Here is a 16,977-nt window from a genome sequence, read left to right as displayed (position 1 = left end):
GGAATTGAAAACCCCGAGTTTAGCGGGGGCTCACATCAAACCCTGTTCTGCCATGGACAAGGTTTGGCCTTGCGCGACGATGATGTGATCGAGCACACGCACATCCACCAAAGCCAAACTGGCTTTGAGGGTTTGGGTCAGGTGCTCATCGGCGCGGCTCGGCTGTACCGAGCCACTGGGGTGGTTGTGGCTGAGCACCACGGCTGCCGCTTGGTGGTGCAGCGCGCGCATGACCACCTCTCTTGGGTAAACTGAAGTTTGGCTGAGCGTGCCCCTGAAAAGTTCTTCCATCGCCAGCATCCGATTTTGGTTGTCCAGAAACAGCACCGCAAAGACCTCGTGGTTTTTGTGGGCCAGTTGCAATTGCAAATACTGCTTGACACCATGGGGTGTGTGGAACGCTTGGCGCTCCTTCAGGCGCTGGCTCAGTGCGCGGCGGAGCATCTCAAAAACAGCCAGCAACTCGGCTTGTTTGGCGGGGCCGAGACCTTTGACCCCTTTGAGCGACTGCACATCGGCACTGAGCAGGCCCGCGATGCCGTCAGGCTCAAGCAGCTCTTGGGAGAGCTGGAATACATTTTTTCCGGCCATGCCGGTGCGCAGCAAGATGGCCAGCAGTTCCACATCGCTCAGGGCCTGTGGGCCACGGGCCAGTAATTTTTCGCGCGGACGCGCGTCGACCGGCAAGTCTTTGACGCTCATGCGTTGCCCCTCCCTGGAGCGGCCCTGGTCCTGTTTATCCCTTCTCTCGGGACAGTTGGGCTGGGCTTTTTACAATAGTGGCATCTTTATGCCCGTTTGTCCGCTTCGGCGGCATTCCAGAAAACCCTTATGTCCACCATTGTCGAACCAGGTTCTTTCTTGACGCTGCACTACCGCCTGGCTGGGCCGCAGGGAGACATCATCAACACTTTCCATGAAAAGCCCGCCACTTTGTCCCTGGGCTCGGGCACCTTGTCACCCGCCGTCGAACAGCGTTTGCTCGGCTTGGCGGAGGGCACTCGGGTGGTGATGGAAATTCCGGCGGGTGAGGCTTTTGGCGATCACATCGCCGAGATGCAGCAATGGGTGGCGCGCAAGTTGCTCAATGAGCTGGGTGATCCTACGGAAAAATACGCGGCGGGTGATGTGGTTCAGTTCCCAACGCCCGACGGCTTGGGCGCTTATGCTGGCACGGTGCTGCAAGTGAACGAGGAGGGCGCGGTGTTGTTTGACTTCAACCACCCGCTGGCCGGTCAGCCTGTGACCTTTGAAGTCGAACTGATAGGGATACTGTGATGTCGTCTGAAATGAGCCACAAGGGACCGTCGACAATGTCCAAGGTCGACTCGATGGGCCGCAAAGTACTCGCAGAGACGAGCGGTGGGGCCGACATTTTTTTGGCAGAACCGCGAGGATTTTGTGCCGGGGTGGACCGCGCGATCGACATCGTGGAGCACGCCCTGACCAAGTTTGGCCGCCCTATTTATGTGCGGCACGAGATCGTTCACAACACTTATGTTGTGAATGACTTGAAAGAAAAAGGGGCGATTTTCATTGAAGAGTTGGCCGATGTGCCACCCGGAGCCACCTTGATTTTCAGCGCCCATGGGGTGAGCCGTGCGATTCAGGAGGAGGCCGAGCAACGCGGATTCAAGATCTTTGATGCCACGTGTCCGTTGGTGAGCAAGGTGCATGTGGAGCTGGCCAAGCTGCACAAAGAGGGCTACGAATTCATCATGATCGGTCACAAAGGCCACCCTGAGGTCGAAGGCACCATGGGCCAACTCGACAGCGGTATTCACTTGGTCGAAGACGTTGAAGACGTGGCCAAGGTGCAGCCCAGCCAGACCGAGTTGTTGGCCGTGGTCACGCAGACCACCCTGAGTGTGGACGATGCTGCAGAAATTGTGGCGGCGGTCAAAGCCCGTTTCCCCCAAGTTCGCGAGCCCAAGCAACAGGACATTTGCTACGCCACCCAAAACCGCCAAGATGCCGTGAAGCTGATGAGTCCTCTGGTGGATGTGGTGATCGTGGTGGGCAGCCCCTCCAGCTCCAACAGCAACCGCCTGCGCGAGTTGGCCGACCGCTTGGGCACGCCAGCCTACATGGTCGACAGTGCGGCCGATTTGCAAGAGTCGTGGTTTGATGGGGTGAACAAGGTGGGTTTGACGGCGGGGGCATCGGCCCCGGATGTGTTGGTGCAAGAGGTGATTGCCCGCCTTCGAGCATTGGGCGCACTGTCTGTACGCACGTTGGACGGGATCCAGGAAACCATCAAGTTCCCCTTGCCCAAAGGCCTCAAGTACTGATAGGACGGGGGCGAATGCCCGTTGGCGTCCAGTGGACGTCACTACAATCACGCCATGCTTGATATTGTTCTACTCCGCAAAGATCTGGACGCTGCTGTCGCGCGTTTACAGACCCGTAAAACCCCCCAATCCTTTTTGAACGTTGAGGCGTTTCGTGCTTTGGAGGGTGAACGCAAAACCCTGCAGACACGCACGGAAGAGCTGCAAAGTCAACGCAACAGCCTGTCTAAGCAAATTGGCCTGCTCAAGGGCAAAGGCCAACATGTCGAAGCCGATGCGGTCATGGCCCAGGTGGGCGCCATCAAAGACGAATTGGAGGTCTCAGCTCAGCGTCTTGAAGTGCTCCAAGCGGAGTTGCAGATGTTGTTGTTGGCCGTGCCCAATTTACCGCACGAGTCGGTCCCGCTGGGCGAAGGCGAAGAAGGTAATTTGGAGGTGCGTCGCTGGGGCACGGTGCGCAGTTTCGACTTTGAGCTCAAGGACCATGTGGACATCGGTGAAAAGCTGGGTTTGGACTTTGAGACCGGCACCAAGTTGACCGGCTCTCGCTTCACCTTCATGCGCGGTCCGGTGGCCCGTTTGCACCGGGCGTTGGCGCAGTTCATGCTGGATGTGCAAACCCAGGAGCACGGTTACACCGAGTGCTACACACCCTACATCGTCAACGCCGACACGCTGCGCGGCACAGGCCAGCTGCCCAAGTTCGAGGCCGATTTGTTTGCGGCCAACAAGGGCGGTCAAGAAGGCGAAGAGAGCCAAGCGCTGTACCTGATTCCGACCTCAGAGGTGACGCTGACCAACGTGGTGCGCGACGCGGTGTTGGCCGAGGCCGAATTGCCCATCAAACTGACAGCACATACCCCTTGTTTCCGCTCGGAGGCAGGCAGTGGTGGTCGGGATGTGCGGGGCCTGATTCGACAGCACCAATTTGACAAAGTCGAGATGGTGCAGATCGTGCACCCTGATCAAAGTTATGAAGCGCTGGAAGCCATGACGGGCCACGCCGAAGCCATTTTGCAGAAGTTGGGCTTGCCCTACCGTGTGATGAGCCTGTGTACTGGCGACATGGGTTTTGGCGCCAGCAAGACCTATGACTTGGAAGTCTGGGTGCCTGCTCAAAACACCTACCGTGAGATCAGCTCGGTGTCCAATTGCGAGGCTTTCCAAGCCAGGCGCTTGCAAGCGCGTTTCAAGAATGCGCAAGGCAAGAACGAGTTGGTGCACACCTTGAATGGCTCGGGCTTGGCCGTGGGCCGTGCGCTGGTGGCGGTGCTTGAAAATTACCAGAACGCCGATGGTTCGGTCACCGTCCCTGACGTGCTGCGGCCCTACATGGGTGGTTTGGCATTGCTCAGCGTTTGAGCTGCTTCACTCTGCTAGAATCTTGGCTTCGACGAATACTCAGGAGGGGTGGCAGAGTGGTCGAATGTACCTGACTCGAAATCAGGCGTAGTGGCAACACTACCGAGGGTTCGAATCCCTCCTCCTCCGCCAGTACAAAGCCCCGCAATGGTCTGCCATTGCGGGGCTTTTCTATGCGCGCCACGGATGGCGCGCAATTGATCCATGCCCCTGTCTGAAATTTACGCTATGAAAACGCTTGTCTTGTTGACCACCTTGGTGTTGACCCCATTCCTGTCGGGCTGTATGGTTTTGGCCGTGGCGGATGCGGCTGGTTCTGCAGTGGTTTATGGGGTCAAGACCACGGTGAACGTGCTCGATGCCGTCACACCCGATATCGTGAATAAAAAGAAATAAAGCGGGGGGGGGGGCCGAATGAGGCCGCAGCCCTTGATCAGGACTTTCGGTGTTCGCCCAAGTCGTTCCAGACGTCTTGTCGCTTGATCAAACCATCTTGAACGACCAAGCGGTCCATGAAACGAATGCCTTCAAAGGTTTGACCATCCAGCCAGGTGCCTTGCAGGGTGCCATGACAAAACACCACGGTGGTGTCACCTTGCCAGCTTTCTTCAAACAGATCGTGATGTTTGACCACGTGGGCGTAGCGTTGTTGTGCCCAGGACGTCATTTCTTGCAGCGAGTGCATCACCACACCGCCGGGGAAGCACATGCGAAACTCGGAATGCAGAAACGATTGGGCTGTCTCGAGGTCTCTGTTTTGCATGGCCAGTAAGAAGGATTGAACCACCTGTGTCGCCACCGGGTGGGCAGCTCGGCCTTCGCTGAAGATTTTGCCATCGCGCCGGTAGGTGCTGACTTCGTTGACAAAGACAGTGGTCCCTGCTTCAGGCGTGGCGATGACAGATCGAACCGCATTGGCCACGCAATTGACCATGCGTTGTTGCGTGGTCAGCTCGTATCCAGGCAACAACGTGATGGATACAACCGGCATGGCGGTGGGCCTTCAGATACCTAACCAACCATTGGTGCGCGCAAAGTGCAAGGCTTGCGTGCGGCTGTTCACGCCCAAACGTCGGAAAAGGCGCCAGAAGTGCACCTTCACGGTGTGCTCGCTGATGTCGAGTTTTTCGGCGATTTCGCGGTTGGACAAACCCTGATCCAGCATCAAGATCAGTTGCTTTTGCCGCTTGGACAGCTTGGTCGGGCCAGCAGGTGCGGCATCTTCCTGCGCTTCCTCTTCTTCCGTGATCAGCAAAGTGCGCAGAGCGGCAATGATCTGGGTGGGGTTGTTGGATTTTTCAATGAAGGCATTGGCGCCGGCTTCGAGACAACGGGATTCGTACTCGCTGGCGCTGGCGCTGGTGACCACAGCCAATGGCACATTGGGAAATTTCGCTTTCAGAACCTGAACACCCGACATGCCCAAGGTGTCGGGCAATTGAAGATCGAGGCAGAAAAGCTCTGGAGGACCATTTTTTTCCACAGTCGATTCGACCACGTTCAATTTGTGGATCGGAATGATTTTGAGACCTGGCTTGACGCGGTGCACAAGCATGGTGAGTGCATCACGCATCAGAGGGTGGTCATCAATGACGTAGACGGTCATGTTATCAAGTCTCGGCAATAAATTGAAGGTTTAAGGATACACTTATTTATTGGTTTCTACAATGATAATTGGTAAATTTGTAAAAGCTATTTTATTGTTTTTTTCGAATTAAACATTTTTTCAAGTGTTTCCAGGGCCATTTTTTGATGGTCTGGTGAGGGAATTTCCAAGACATTTGCCCATGCCGTGAGGTCATGAAGGCCACCGATTTGCAGTTGAGCAATGGTTTGACCGGCGTCTTTGGGCGAAGCAAATCCCAAGCTTTGCAGCAAAACCAGTCCTTGTTCGTCAACCAGTTTGAAGTAAAACTGGCCATCCTTTTCCCTGTATTGTTTGAAGCTGGCCACAGGCTGTTTGCTCTCTTTGGCGGCTGCTCTTGCGCCAGAGGCAGCCAAGGGACGCAGTCCCACCGCTTGGCGCACCTCACGCATGAAGGGCGTGGCCAGCTGACGCGCTTTGTCCGCACCAGCCAGCAAAATTTGGTCCATCTGCGCGGGGTTGTCGATCAATGCTTGGTAGTGTTCACGCATGGGTGCGATTTCGCGGTCAATGCGCTCAAACAGCATTTGCTTGGCATCGCCCCAGCCGATGCCGTCGGCATAGGCTTGGGCCAGTGCAGCCGTTTCCTGTGCGCTGGCAAAAGCTTGGTAAATCTGGAAGAGGGCAGAGCCTTCGGTGCTTTTGGGCTCGCCTGGGGCTTTGGAGTCGGTCACAATGCCCGCGATTTGTTTTCGCATTTGCGCAGCGGGTGCAAACAAGGGGATGGTGTTGTCGTAGCTTTTGCTCATCTTGCGACCGTCAAGACCTGGCAGCAGCGCCACGGACTCCTCGATCACGGCTTCAGGCAATGCAAAGTGCTCGCCATACAGGTGGTTGAAGCTGGACGCCATGTCGCGCGCCATTTCAATGTGTTGGATCTGATCACGTCCCACAGGCACTTTGTGCGCTTTGAACATCAAAATGTCAGCGCCCATGAGAACGGGGTACATGAAGAGGCCCGCCGTCACATCGCTATCGGGGTCGTGGCCAGCCAGGTTGTTTTTATCGACGGCGGCTTTGTAAGCATGGGCGCGGTTGAGCATCCCTTTGCCGGTCACGCAAGTTAAGAACCATGTGAGCTCCGGGATTTCGGGAATGTCCGACTGGCGATAAAAGGTGACTTTTTCAGGATCCAGGCCCGCGGCGATCCAACTGGCAGCGATCTCCAGTGTGGAACGTTGGATGCGAGCGGGTTCGTCGCATTTGATGAGCGCATGGTAATCGGCCAAAAAGTAGAAGCCATCTGTGCTGGTGTCACGACTGGCCAGAACGGTGGGGCGAATAGCGCCCACGTAATTGCCCAGATGGGGAGTGCCCGTGGTGGTGATGCCGGTGAGCACGCGGGTGCGGTTTGGGGGGGTCATGAGAAAAGCCAAGAGCGAAAGTAAAAATCAGCGCAATAAAGCGGCCAAGGGGCTGAGGGTGAATTTCAAAAGGTCAAAAGTCAGGCCCATCAGGGGCTGCATCCACCAAGTGCTGATGACGCCCGTGAGCACCAGCGCCATCACAATGAAAAAGCCCCAAGGCTCGACCCTTGAGAACAGCACCGCCTGACGCCAAGGCAAGATGCCCACCAAAATACGCCCGCCATCCAAGGGCGGTAAAGGAAACAGATTGAAGGCAAACATGACCACATTGGTCAGCATGCCTGCTTTGCACATGTCGATGAAAAAACGCTCTGTGACCCCACTGCCTGCGAGCAGGTAAAACATCACGCCCCACAGCAAGGCCTGCACCAAATTTGAACCTGGCCCTGCCAGCGCCACCCAAATCATGTCGCGTTTGGGTTGGCGGAGTCGGTCAAAACGCACGGGCACTGGCTTGGCGTAGCCGAACAAAAATGCACCGCTGGTGCTGAAGTAGAGCAGCAAGGGCAGCAAAATGGTGCCCAGCAGGTCGATGTGTGGCATGGGGTTCAAAGTGACTCGGCCCAGGAGCGCGGCGGTGTTGTCCCCCAAGCGCATGGCGGCGTAACCGTGTGCAGCCTCGTGCAAAGTGATGGCAAAAATCACCGGCAGGGCATAAATCAGAACGGTTTGAATCAGGTCGGTCATGCCACCATTGTCTCAGAGCCCCAGCCGGGCTGGGTCACCTTGACCATGCCGAAGCACCAGGGGCATGTCGCCAGTCATGTCCACCACCGTGGTTGGCTCGAGCGAGCAAGCACCCGCATCAATCACCGCACCCACTTGGTGTTCAAGCTGCGCCCTGATGTCTTCGGGGTCATTCAGTGGCTGGGTTGCGCCCGGCAAGATCAAGGTGGCGGCCAGAAGCGGCGCGCCATGCAGTGCGAGCAGTTCTTGCAGAACTTTGTGATCGGGGACACGCAAACCAATCGTTTTGCGCTGGGGGTGGCTGACGCGGCGGGGTATTGCCTTGGTGGCCTCCAAAATAAAGGTGAAGGCCCCTGGCGTGGCTTGCTTGATCGCGCGAAACTGGCGGTTGTCTACTTTGGCGTAATTGGCCAGTTCACTCAAATCACGGCACAACACGGTGAGGTGGTGTTTCTCGTCCACACCTCGGATGCGCCGCAGCTGGTCTACGGCGTTCTTATCGTCCAGATGGCAAACCAGGGCATAGCTGGAATCGGTGGGAACCGCCAAAACACTGCCTTGCTTAAGCAGTTGTACCGCTTGCTTGAGCAACCGTGCTTGGGGGTTGTCAGGGTGGACGCTGAAAAATTGGGCCATATGCAGTGAGCTTCGGCAGTGTTCAATGACCACTCACTGAATGCGATCGGTCAGAAGACTCCAAACAGGGGTCAGGTGTCCCGGCAAGTCAGGCAAGGTGCCCAGGTCGATGCGGCTTTCTTCGGGGCTGTGGAAATCGCTGCCGCGCGAGGCGGCCAGATCGAACTCCAACGCAGTTTCGGCATAGCGAACGGCTTCGGGTGAGGAGTGACTGCCCGTGATGACCTCAACGCCGCGCCCGCCATGGGCCTTGAATTCGCTGAACAGCGCGTATTCTTCGTTGGGCGTGAAACCGTAGCGGGCTGGGTGCGCAATCACGGCGATGCCACCTGCATCGGAGATCCACTGCACAGCGTCTTGCAAGCGCGCCCAGCGGTGAGGCACGAAGCCGGGTTTGCCTTCGGTGAGGTATTTCCGAAACACTTCAGACGTGTCGCTGCAGATCCCGGATTCCACCAGATGCCGCGCAAAGTGGGTGCGCGAAATCAATTCGGGGTTGCCCACATAACGCAGAGCGCCCTCGAAGGCATTCAAGATGCCGACCTTGGCCAAACCATCCGACATTTCTTGGGCGCGTTCGCTGCGGCCGCCTCGGGTGCGGCGCAAGCCCTCCACCAAAGCGGTGTTGTCTGCATCGAAGCCCAAGCCCACGATGTGCACGGTTTGGTGGGCAAAGGTGACCGAAATTTCTGTCCCCGTCAGGAAGGGCAGGCCTTGAGCCTGGGCTGCTGCCAAGGCGCGACCAAGACCGGACACCTCGTCGTGGTCGGTCAAGGCCCAAAGCGCCACACCGTTGGCTTTGGCGCGTTCAGCCAAGGCTTCGGGGGTGAGGGTGCCGTCAGACATGACGGAGTGGCAGTGCAGGTCGGCGTTGATCATGCCAACATTTTAGGCGCATGCCGCTGGGCCGTGTCGGGTGATGGGGGCTTGTCTAGCCCATGTCTTGGGGCAGACAACAGCCCTGCAGTCGTTCGGACTGATGCCCGTGGTCGATAATTCGGGCATGTTCACCTTGCAGAAATTTTCGGAGCCCGCCCCATGGCCTTGATGATCACCGACGAATGCATCAACTGCGATGTGTGTGAACCCGAGTGCCCGAATCAAGCGATTTATCTGGGCGAGGAAATTTACGAAATTGACCCCTCCAAATGCACCGAGTGTGTCGGGCATTTTGACGAGCCTCAGTGTGTCCAAGTCTGTCCTGTGGCGTGCATTCCCATTCACCCACAGCACGTTGAGAGCCAAGAGACACTCTGGGCCAAATACCGCAGGCTGCAAAGTCAGTGAGCCTGCGGGCCTGAATCACTCCGCTGTCGGTGGGGGCGCGTCTGGCACTGGCGCTTTGGCAGGTCGGGGTGGTTTGGGGCGCTGCGGCTTGCTGGTGTGGATTTGGGCCATGGCTTTTTCCATCTGACCCGCCAAAAGCAGCGGCAATGCGGTGACCGAGCGGCCAATGCTGTCGTCGATCGCCTTGCGGTGCTCCAGCAGCGGTTTTTTCAAGACCCAACTGACCACCTCGGCTTTGTCACCTGGGTGGCCTACGCCAATGCGCAGCCGCCAATAATGGGCCGTGCCCAGCTGTGCATGGATGTCGCGCAGGCCGTTGTGTCCCGCGTGGCTGCCGCCCAATTTGAGTTTGGCTTCGCCGGGCAGGATGTCGAGTTCATCATGCGCGACCAAGATTTCTTCGGGCTGAATTTTAAAAAAACGAGCCAAGGCGCCGACCGACTTGCCTGACAAGTTCATGAAGGTCTGGGGCTCGAGCAGCCAGAGTGTGTGGCCATTCACGGTGGTGCGCGCCATCAAGCCATGGTAGCTGCGCTCGGGCACCAGCGAGACCTTGAGTTCACGTGCAACAGCATCGATCCACCAAAATCCGGCGTTGTGGCGGGTGTCTTCGTATTCGGTGCCCGGGTTGCCCAGGCCGACAAGCAATTTGATCATGGTGTGTGATTATCCTTGCGCTCATGGAAGGGGCCGAAATGCTTTGCGCCCAAGAAAAAGGCCCGCATGGCGGGCCTTTCATTGACAGGCTTTTCGGCCCGAGCGAGAAGATTACTTCTTGCCTTTTCCTTTTTTGGCGTCTGCAGGCGCAGCGGCCACGGGTGCGACGACCACTTCTTCGACAGGAGCCACCACGGACACCAGGACCGGGTTTTTCTTACCGTGCGTGATGGCTTTGCAGCCGACAGGCAAGGTGATGTCGTTCAGGTGCAGTGATTTGCCCATGGTCAGACCTTTCAAGTCCACCGCGATGAACTCGGGCAGGTTGGCAGGCAAGCAAGCCACTTCGAGTTCGGTGACGACGTGAGTGACTGTGCACTTGTCGGTCTTGACGGCTTCGGACTCTTCTTCGCCGCTGAAGTGCAATGGCACTTTCATGTGCAAAGTGGTGTTGGCGTCAACGCGCTGGAAATCGATGTGCTGCACCAATTGCTTGTAAGGGTGCATCTGGTAGTCGCGCAACAAAACTTTGCTGGACTGACCGTTGAATTCCATGTCCAGAATCGAAGCATGGAAAGCTTCCTTTTTCAGGGCGTGCCACAAAGCGTTGTGGTCCAGTTCGATCAACTGGGGGGCCGATGTGGAACCGTAAACGATGCCCGGTGTGCGACCGGAATTGCGGAGACGGCGGCTCGCACCCGTGCCCTGCTTAGCGCGCTCAAAAGCGACAAATTTCATACATTTCTCCTTCTAGGGTCCACCGCGACCAGTGCGACCCTGACTCAAAAAAGCCAGCCAATCCCCAAGGACGGCTGGCCACTGGGAGCCTGTGACCGATCAGGCTTGATCGGAGAACAGGCTCATCACCGACTCGCCATGCGCAATCCGATTGATCGTTTCAGCGATCAGCGGAGCCACGGAGAGTTGGCGAATTTTGGAACACGCTGCAGCTTCGGCCGACAGCGGGATGGTGTTGGTAACGACGACTTCGTCGAGCGCTTCGCCCTTGGCGATGCGATCAATCGCAGGACCCGAAAAAATTGGATGTGTGCAATAAGCATAGACTTTTTTTGCACCGCGTTCTTTCAGAACTTCCGCCGCTTTGACCAAAGTGCCTGCGGTGTCGATCATGTCGTCCATGATCACGCAGTTGCGGCCTTCGATTTCGCCGATGACGTGCATGACCTCACTGACGTTGGCCTTGGGGCGACGCTTGTCGATGATGGCCAAGTCGCAACCGAGTTGCTTGGCCAATGCACGCGCACGCACCACACCGCCCACGTCAGGAGACACCACAATCAGGTCTTCGTAATTTTTTTGGCGCAAATCGCCCAACAAAACGGGGGAGGCATAGATGTTGTCCACCGGGATGTCAAAGAAGCCTTGGATCTGGTCGGCGTGCAAATCCATGGTCAACACGCTGTCAACGCCGACAGCTTGCAGCATGTTCGCCACCACTTTGGCCGAGATGGGCACTCGGGTTGAGCGTGGACGGCGGTCTTGACGGGCATAACCGAAATAAGGGATCACGGCGCTGATGCGGCCAGCAGAGGCGCGTTTGAGCGCATCGACCATGATCAACAGCTCCATCAGGTTCTCATTGGTGGGTGCGCAAGTGGACTGAACCACAAACACTTCACGTGCCCGAACGTTTTGTTTCAGCTCGACGGTGACTTCTCCATCAGAGAAACGGCCCACGTCAACCGCACCGAGCTGGGTGCCGAGGTGTTTGGCGATTTCTGCAGCCAATACAGGATTGGCATTGCCAGTGAAAAGCATGAATTCTGGTGGGAGTGAGGCAGGCTGCATGTGCATTCCAGCGATCAGAAAAAAGGGCCTGTACGAATGAACGTATTTGGCAGGGGAAGAAGGACTCGAACCTTCGAATGCCGGAATCAAAATCCGGTGCCTTAACCAACTTGGCGACTCCCCTACACGGGTTGATCACTGAAACAGCGATCGACCGATCAACTCTCGCTGGATGCCCATCCCAGTAATGGGTGAACCTCCAAATTGCTGCACTTGCGCAATTGCCAGTGGTCAGGAACCACAGGCGACATCGTGCTTGACGTGCAATGCGCAAACACTGCACTGCCCGAACCTGTCATTCTGCCATTCATGCCAGCCAATTTCAGCACATCCAGTGCTTCGGTGACCTCGGTGCATAAGCGTTGAGCAACAGGCTGCAGATCATTGTGACCAAAGTCAAATGGCTGTGCAGCGAAGACCGAAATTGTAGCAGGCTTTGTGGCCCGTTGAAGGTCGGGGTGCTTAAAAATTTGTGGTGTTTCGACACCTGCGCGGGGTTTGATGACCCAGAATTTAGCTGAAGGTAATTCAATGGGCTTAATTTTTTCACCCACACCTTCGACCCATGCGTTGCGCCCTCGCAAAAAGAATGGCACATCTGCGCCCAGTTGTAAGCCTAATTTTTCTAGGGCCTCTAGGCTCAGGCGAAGGTTCCAAAGCTGGTTGAGTGCCAGCAAACAACTGGCGGCGTCAGACGATCCGCCGCCCATACCTGCTTGTGCAGGGATTTGTTTGTCCACAGCGATGTGAACACCTTGGGTGCAGCCCGTGTGCTGTTGCAGCAGTTGGGCCGCACGGGTGATCAGGTCGTCGGCGGGTAAAGGCACCGTCAAATCTTCTCGGCTGATGCTGCCGCCAGGGCGAAGCTCAAAGTGCAAGTTGTCGCACCAATCCAGCAGCATGAACACCGATTGCAACAAATGGTAGCCGTCGGGGCGTTGGCCTGTGATGTGCAAAAACAGATTAAGTTTGGCTGGGGCTGGGACGTCGAGCAACTGTTTCATGGGCAGGGAGCGGATGATCTTGAGCGGCTCGGTTGGAGTGAAACGGGCGCCATCAGCGGTCGAGCACGATGCGCACCACCGCTTCGGGCGCGGGCTCAAGGCGCTGGGCCGTCAGGCGCCCTTGGGGATAGGCTGTCAAGTCCACTTGCCATCCTGGCACAGCGGTGGCTTGTCCTGCCAGCCAGTCGAACAATGCTGCGATGGGCAGGTTGGTGCCGGTCAGCCGCTGGCTCAAACTTTGAAGGTTGGTGCTTTCGATCTTGTCTGCGCCTTGTTCGAGTTGGGCAGATCCGGGCGCCCAGCTCAAGCGTGCCAATGTGGTTCCGATGGGGCTGAAAATCAACATTTCTCCCTGTGATGAGCTGCCTTGCAATTCAAAACTGGTGCTCCAGTGTTGGGGCGGAAGACTTTGCAGTTGGAGGGCCAACCGTCCGGACCAAAAAGCTGCCGGGTGGGCTGGTGGTGGTCGTGGCGTGGCGCAACCGGCCACAATGAGCAAGCACCAGCAGACACAGCCCCATCCAACCAGTCTTTGGGCTGCCTGTTGGATGGACTCTGGCCATGACTTCATGGCTTGAAGTTGAAGCGCTTGAGGGTTTCAAGCAAGGTTTCGTTGTCGGCTTTGAGCAGCAAACCCTCGCGCCATACAGTGCCAGCTTCCTTTTCTTGTCCCATGACCCAGAGCACTTCTCCCAAATGGGCTGCGATTTCGGCATCTGGTTTGGCCTTGTAGGCGGCTTTGAGTATCTCTAAGGCTTCAGATGGCTCGCCTCGGCGAAACTTCACCCAGCCGAGGCTGTCTTGGATATAGGCATCTTGCGGGGCCAATTGCACCGCCTGCTCAATCAATTGCAGCGCCTCGTCCAAGCGGATGTTGCGGTCTGCCAAGGAATAACCCAGGGCATTGAAAGCGTGGGGTTCTTGAGGGGCCAGGGTCATCAATTTCCGCAGCAAGACCTCCATTTCGTCAAAGCGCTTGAGCTTTTCACAGACGAGGGACAACTCTGTCAGCAGTTCGATGTTGTTGGGCTGTTTTTCCAGGGCGGATTGGACCACCTCATAGGCCGCAGAGGCCTCGCGGTGCTCCCGAAACCAAAATGATTGCGCCAGTGCTTTGCGAAGCGCTTGCTCAGCGTTGATCGGTTTGATCTGAGCCAGCACTTGGCGTGCTTCATCCAGGCGACCTTGTTGGGCCAACACGTCGGCTTGTCGGCTGGCCAGTTTGATCGGATCGGCCCCAGAGGGCATTTGCGACAACCAGTGATGGGCACGATCGAGCTGCCCTTGTTTTTGCGCGATTTGTGCCAAGGACATCAAGGCTTCGGCCATGCCGGCTTGTTGCTCGGGTGTGGGGCTGTTGTCCAACAAGCGCAGGTACTCTTCAAAGTATTTTTCGGCTTGCGGAAGTTGAGCGTTTTCTTGCAGGACCAAAGCATGGATCAACCAGCCCTCAGCAAATGTGGGGTGCTTGTCATTGAGTTGCACCAACTGTGTCAACGCATCAGGGAGCAACTGCAACGAGATCAAGGTGCGGGCATAGGCCAATCGGAGTTCAGGTGTGACATCGGTTTTCATGGCCGCATCGACCATGGGTTTGAGGACACTGTTGGCATTGGCCAGCAAACTCAGGGCCAGCACCAAAGGACCTGTGGCTTTCGGATCTGCCGCATGCCCTTGGCTGGCGGCCTCTACAGCGCGACTCAGTTGTCCCGCCTCACGGCGCATGCGCCCCAAGGTGGTCCAAGCAGCCGCTGCGGTGGCTTTTTGGGTGAAGGCTTGGGCCAATGCTTTTTCAACCACATCGGCAGCTTGTGCTTTGTCTTTCAGCACGCCAAATAAGCGCGGGATCGAGGCGATGCCACCGGCTTGTTCTTCCTGGGGCAGTTCGTTGATGGACACTGCCAGGGCTTTTCCGGCATCGTTGATGCGGTTGAGGGCCAATAAAATTTGGAGCACGTAGCGGCTGGCCTCGGTGGCCGATGGGATTTCTCTTTTCCAGGTTTGCGCCGCTTGAAGGGCGGCCTCGCCGGAGCGAGCTTGCAAGGCCATGTCCACCGATCTTTGGAACAGGGCCGGGTCGCGGGTTTTGCGGGCGGCATCTAACATGATGGAAAAACCACTGCCCGGTGAGCCCTGTCTTGTGTTCAATTCTCCCAGCAAAATTTGGTAAAAAAGGGCTGCATCCAGCGCCGAGGAGGGGTGTGCGGCTGGGGCTTTGGGGGCAGAAGACTGCGCCCAAGCACCGACGGCAAGCGAGGACAAAACGGCAAGACGGAACCAGAATTTCATGCTGGACATCATAATCCAGCCACCCATTAACCGGCGCGCCACAGACCTGTCGCCGCCCAAAACGCCAGAACTGTGCATGCCCGAACTCCCGGAAGTTGAAGTCACCCGTCGCAGTTTTGTGGACCGAATTTCTTCGGCCCACATTTTGGCCATGCACATGGGCAAGCCCTTGCGCTGGCCTTTGGGTGTGCCTGCAGCCAGTTTGGTGGGGCGGCAGGTTTGGGGCGTTCGGCGCCGCGGAAAATACCTGTTGTTGGACTTGGACCAAGGGCTGCTGCTGGTGCATTTGGGCATGTCAGGGAGCCTGAACTTTGCACCCCGCCAGCCCGAAGCCGGCGCGCACGACCACATGGATTTGGTGACCGATCGTGGTGTGCTGCGTTTGCATGATCCCCGCCGATTTGGCGCGGTGGTTTGGGCGCCATCTGAAGACTCACCGCCAGCGCAAAAATTGTTGGGGCGGCTGGGCGTGGAGCCTTTGGGTGCCCAGTTTGATGCGAACGCCTTTGCCCAAGCGCTGAGGAAACGGCAGGCGCCCATCAAGCAAGTGTTGCTGGCGGGCCATGAGGTGGTGGGCGTGGGCAATATTTATGCCTCGGAAGCCTTGTTCATGGCGGGCATACGCCCCACCACGAAAGCCTCGCGTTTGTCCAAACCCCGGGTGGCCAGGCTGCATGCCGCCATCGTGCAGGTGCTGACCCGAGCGGTAGAGCAGGGCGGCAGCTCGCTCAAAGATTTTGTGAGCGCAGAAGGCCGTACCGGTTACTTTCAGTTGGAGGCGGCGGTTTATGGCCGCGCAGGCGAGCCGTGTCGGGTGTGCGCTGGGCCCATCAAATCCATGTTGCAAGGCCAGCGCACCACCTTTTATTGCCCCACATGCCAGAAACCGTGATGACTCTACCCGATGGGTTTGCCCGCCGCATGGTGGACTGGCAGCGCCTGCATGGCCGCCAAAGCCTGCCTTGGCAAAACATCCAAGACCCATACCGCGTTTGGTTGTCCGAGATCATGCTGCAACAAACGCAGGTCAGCACTGTGCTGGCCTACTTTCCCCGGTTTTTGGAACGTTTCCCGCAGGTGTCGGCGTTGGCGGCAGCGCCGCAAGACGATGTGCTGGCGCTGTGGAGTGGCTTGGGCTATTACAGCCGCGCCCGCAACCTGCACCTATGCGCACAAGAGGTGATGGCGCGTTTTGGCGGCGCCTTCCCACGCCGCGCCGAAGACTTGCAAACGCTCCCCGGCATTGGCCGATCGACGGCAGCAGCGATCGCGGCCTTTTGCTTTGGCGAGCGTGCCGCCATTTTGGACGGTAACGTCAAGCGCGTGCTGACCCGTGTCCTGGGTTATGGTGCGGACTTGGCGGTGGCCAAAAACGAAAAAGTGCTGTGGGCGCTGGCTCAAGACCTCTTGCCTGAGCAAGCGGCCGACATGCCGCGCTACACCCAGGCCCTGATGGATCTGGGTGCCACTGTGTGTTTGCCGCGCAAAGCGCAGTGCGAGGCCTGCCCGGTCAGCAACGTGTGCCAGGCTCACAAGCGAGGCGAGCCGCTGGGCTACCCTGTCAAAACCCGCAAGCTCAAGCGCAGCAGTGCCACGTTGTGGCTGCTTTGGGCGATCAACCCGCAGGGTCAGGTGTGGCTTCAAAAAAGGCCGGACACGGGCATCTGGGCGGGCTTGTTCAGCATGCCCGTTTTTGACTCCGAAGAGGCTTTGCTTGCCGCTTGGCCCTCTGGGCAGGAGCCGCAATTCATGGCCCCTTGGAAGCATGTGTTGACACACCGCGATTTGCACTTGCACCCGGTGCGCATGCTGGGCCCTGGCCATCTGGTCCCAACTTGCGAGGGCCAGTGGGTGGATGCCGACGTGTGGCCCACAATGGGTCTGCCAGCGCCTATTCGGACATTGTTGGCGTCTTGACACCAGCAGCTGAGGGCGGTCGCTGC

The 16,977-nt window shown here is 57.5% G+C and carries 20 protein-coding genes and 2 tRNA genes; 8 read left to right on the top strand and 14 right to left on the bottom strand.

Features of this window, described 5'->3' with window-relative positions; genetic code table 11:
- Positions 1-30: 30 nt before the first annotated feature.
- Entirely contained in the window at positions 31-702 is a 672-nt protein-coding gene (gene radC, locus ACHEXK_RS11290; RefSeq protein WP_416546215.1) for a RadC family protein, read from the bottom strand.
- Positions 703-831: 129 nt separating this feature from the next.
- Between radC and ACHEXK_RS11285 the strand changes: the two genes are divergently transcribed.
- From ACHEXK_RS11285 to ACHEXK_RS11265, 5 genes are all read left to right on the top strand, one after another.
- The gene (locus tag ACHEXK_RS11285; protein WP_416546213.1) at positions 832-1,278 is read left to right on the top strand and encodes an FKBP-type peptidyl-prolyl cis-trans isomerase; all 447 of its coding nucleotides are present in this window, start codon (positions 832-834) and stop codon (positions 1,276-1,278) included.
- A 35-nt stretch (positions 1,279-1,313) separates the two neighbouring features.
- Complete coding sequence (gene ispH, locus ACHEXK_RS11280) at positions 1,314-2,291, top strand: 4-hydroxy-3-methylbut-2-enyl diphosphate reductase (protein WP_416546211.1); 978 nt, start codon at positions 1,314-1,316, stop codon at positions 2,289-2,291.
- A gap of 54 nt (positions 2,292-2,345) precedes the next feature.
- Positions 2,346-3,653 (top strand): serine--tRNA ligase, encoded by a 1,308-nt coding sequence (gene serS, locus ACHEXK_RS11275; RefSeq protein WP_416546209.1) that lies wholly within the window; start codon positions 2,346-2,348, stop codon positions 3,651-3,653.
- Between the two features lie 42 nt (positions 3,654-3,695).
- Positions 3,696-3,785: transfer RNA gene (locus tag ACHEXK_RS11270), tRNA-Ser, on the top strand.
- 96 nt (positions 3,786-3,881) lie between these two features.
- Complete coding sequence (locus tag ACHEXK_RS11265; RefSeq protein WP_416546207.1) at positions 3,882-4,049, top strand: hypothetical protein; 168 nt, start codon at positions 3,882-3,884, stop codon at positions 4,047-4,049.
- A 37-nt stretch (positions 4,050-4,086) separates the two neighbouring features.
- Here the strand turns inward: ACHEXK_RS11265 and ACHEXK_RS11260 are convergent, their stop codons facing one another.
- From ACHEXK_RS11260 to ACHEXK_RS11235, 6 genes are all read right to left on the bottom strand, one after another.
- The gene (locus ACHEXK_RS11260; RefSeq protein ID WP_416546205.1) at positions 4,087-4,644 is read right to left on the bottom strand and encodes a nuclear transport factor 2 family protein; all 558 of its coding nucleotides are present in this window, start codon (positions 4,642-4,644) and stop codon (positions 4,087-4,089) included.
- 12 nt (positions 4,645-4,656) lie between these two features.
- Positions 4,657-5,259, bottom strand: a complete 603-nt coding sequence (locus ACHEXK_RS11255; RefSeq protein WP_416546203.1) for a LuxR C-terminal-related transcriptional regulator — start codon at positions 5,257-5,259, stop codon at positions 4,657-4,659.
- Between the two features lie 86 nt (positions 5,260-5,345).
- Positions 5,346-6,662, bottom strand: coding sequence for a tryptophan--tRNA ligase (locus tag ACHEXK_RS11250; RefSeq protein ID WP_416546201.1), 1,317 nt, complete (start codon positions 6,660-6,662; stop codon positions 5,346-5,348).
- Positions 6,663-6,689: 27 nt separating this feature from the next.
- Positions 6,690-7,352: a site-2 protease family protein gene (locus ACHEXK_RS11245; RefSeq protein WP_416546199.1), complete on the bottom strand. Its 663-nt coding sequence runs from the start codon at positions 7,350-7,352 to the stop codon at positions 6,690-6,692.
- 12 nt (positions 7,353-7,364) lie between these two features.
- Positions 7,365-7,988, bottom strand: coding sequence for an L-threonylcarbamoyladenylate synthase (locus tag ACHEXK_RS11240; RefSeq protein WP_416546197.1), 624 nt, complete (start codon positions 7,986-7,988; stop codon positions 7,365-7,367).
- Between the two features lie 33 nt (positions 7,989-8,021).
- The gene (locus tag ACHEXK_RS11235) at positions 8,022-8,867 is read right to left on the bottom strand and encodes a 3',5'-nucleoside bisphosphate phosphatase (protein ID WP_416546195.1); all 846 of its coding nucleotides are present in this window, start codon (positions 8,865-8,867) and stop codon (positions 8,022-8,024) included.
- A gap of 159 nt (positions 8,868-9,026) precedes the next feature.
- On the opposite strand from ACHEXK_RS11235, the gene ACHEXK_RS11230 reads away from it, so the two are divergent.
- Positions 9,027-9,275, top strand: coding sequence for a YfhL family 4Fe-4S dicluster ferredoxin (locus ACHEXK_RS11230; RefSeq protein ID WP_322993420.1), 249 nt, complete (start codon positions 9,027-9,029; stop codon positions 9,273-9,275).
- Positions 9,276-9,290: 15 nt separating this feature from the next.
- Here ACHEXK_RS11230 and pth read toward each other — a convergent pair whose 3' ends face one another.
- The 7 genes from pth to ACHEXK_RS11195 form a co-directional block, all read right to left on the bottom strand.
- Positions 9,291-9,932, bottom strand: coding sequence for an aminoacyl-tRNA hydrolase (gene pth / locus ACHEXK_RS11225; RefSeq protein WP_416546193.1), 642 nt, complete (start codon positions 9,930-9,932; stop codon positions 9,291-9,293).
- Positions 9,933-10,043: 111 nt separating this feature from the next.
- Complete coding sequence (locus ACHEXK_RS11220; RefSeq protein WP_416546191.1) at positions 10,044-10,670, bottom strand: 50S ribosomal protein L25/general stress protein Ctc; 627 nt, start codon at positions 10,668-10,670, stop codon at positions 10,044-10,046.
- Positions 10,671-10,769: 99 nt separating this feature from the next.
- Positions 10,770-11,747, bottom strand: coding sequence for a ribose-phosphate pyrophosphokinase (locus tag ACHEXK_RS11215; RefSeq protein WP_269465055.1), 978 nt, complete (start codon positions 11,745-11,747; stop codon positions 10,770-10,772).
- A gap of 41 nt (positions 11,748-11,788) precedes the next feature.
- Positions 11,789-11,865: transfer RNA gene (locus tag ACHEXK_RS11210), tRNA-Gln, on the bottom strand.
- Positions 11,866-11,899: 34 nt separating this feature from the next.
- Complete coding sequence (gene ispE, locus ACHEXK_RS11205; protein WP_416546189.1) at positions 11,900-12,745, bottom strand: 4-(cytidine 5'-diphospho)-2-C-methyl-D-erythritol kinase; 846 nt, start codon at positions 12,743-12,745, stop codon at positions 11,900-11,902.
- A 52-nt stretch (positions 12,746-12,797) separates the two neighbouring features.
- Positions 12,798-13,316, bottom strand: coding sequence for a lipoprotein insertase outer membrane protein LolB (locus ACHEXK_RS11200; RefSeq protein ID WP_416546187.1), 519 nt, complete (start codon positions 13,314-13,316; stop codon positions 12,798-12,800).
- Positions 13,313-15,034, bottom strand: coding sequence for a hypothetical protein (locus ACHEXK_RS11195; protein ID WP_416546185.1), 1,722 nt, complete (start codon positions 15,032-15,034; stop codon positions 13,313-13,315). Before ACHEXK_RS11195 ends, ACHEXK_RS11200 begins: the two co-directional genes overlap by 4 nt.
- Before the next feature lie 76 nt (positions 15,035-15,110).
- On the opposite strand from ACHEXK_RS11195, the gene mutM reads away from it, so the two are divergent.
- Entirely contained in the window at positions 15,111-15,926 is an 816-nt protein-coding gene (mutM, locus tag ACHEXK_RS11190; RefSeq protein ID WP_416548933.1) for a bifunctional DNA-formamidopyrimidine glycosylase/DNA-(apurinic or apyrimidinic site) lyase, read from the top strand.
- The gene (gene mutY / locus ACHEXK_RS11185; protein WP_416546184.1) at positions 15,926-16,951 is read left to right on the top strand and encodes an A/G-specific adenine glycosylase; all 1,026 of its coding nucleotides are present in this window, start codon (positions 15,926-15,928) and stop codon (positions 16,949-16,951) included. The genes mutM and mutY overlap by 1 nt, the downstream gene beginning before the upstream one ends.
- Positions 16,952-16,977 lie beyond the last annotated feature (26 nt).

It is taken from the genome of Limnohabitans sp. DCL3, assembly GCF_048019295.1.
Classification (GTDB): domain Bacteria; phylum Pseudomonadota; class Gammaproteobacteria; order Burkholderiales; family Burkholderiaceae_C; genus Limnohabitans_A.
The sequence above is the reverse complement of the archived record's forward strand: the minus strand, read 5'-3'. Positions and strand labels throughout refer to the sequence as shown.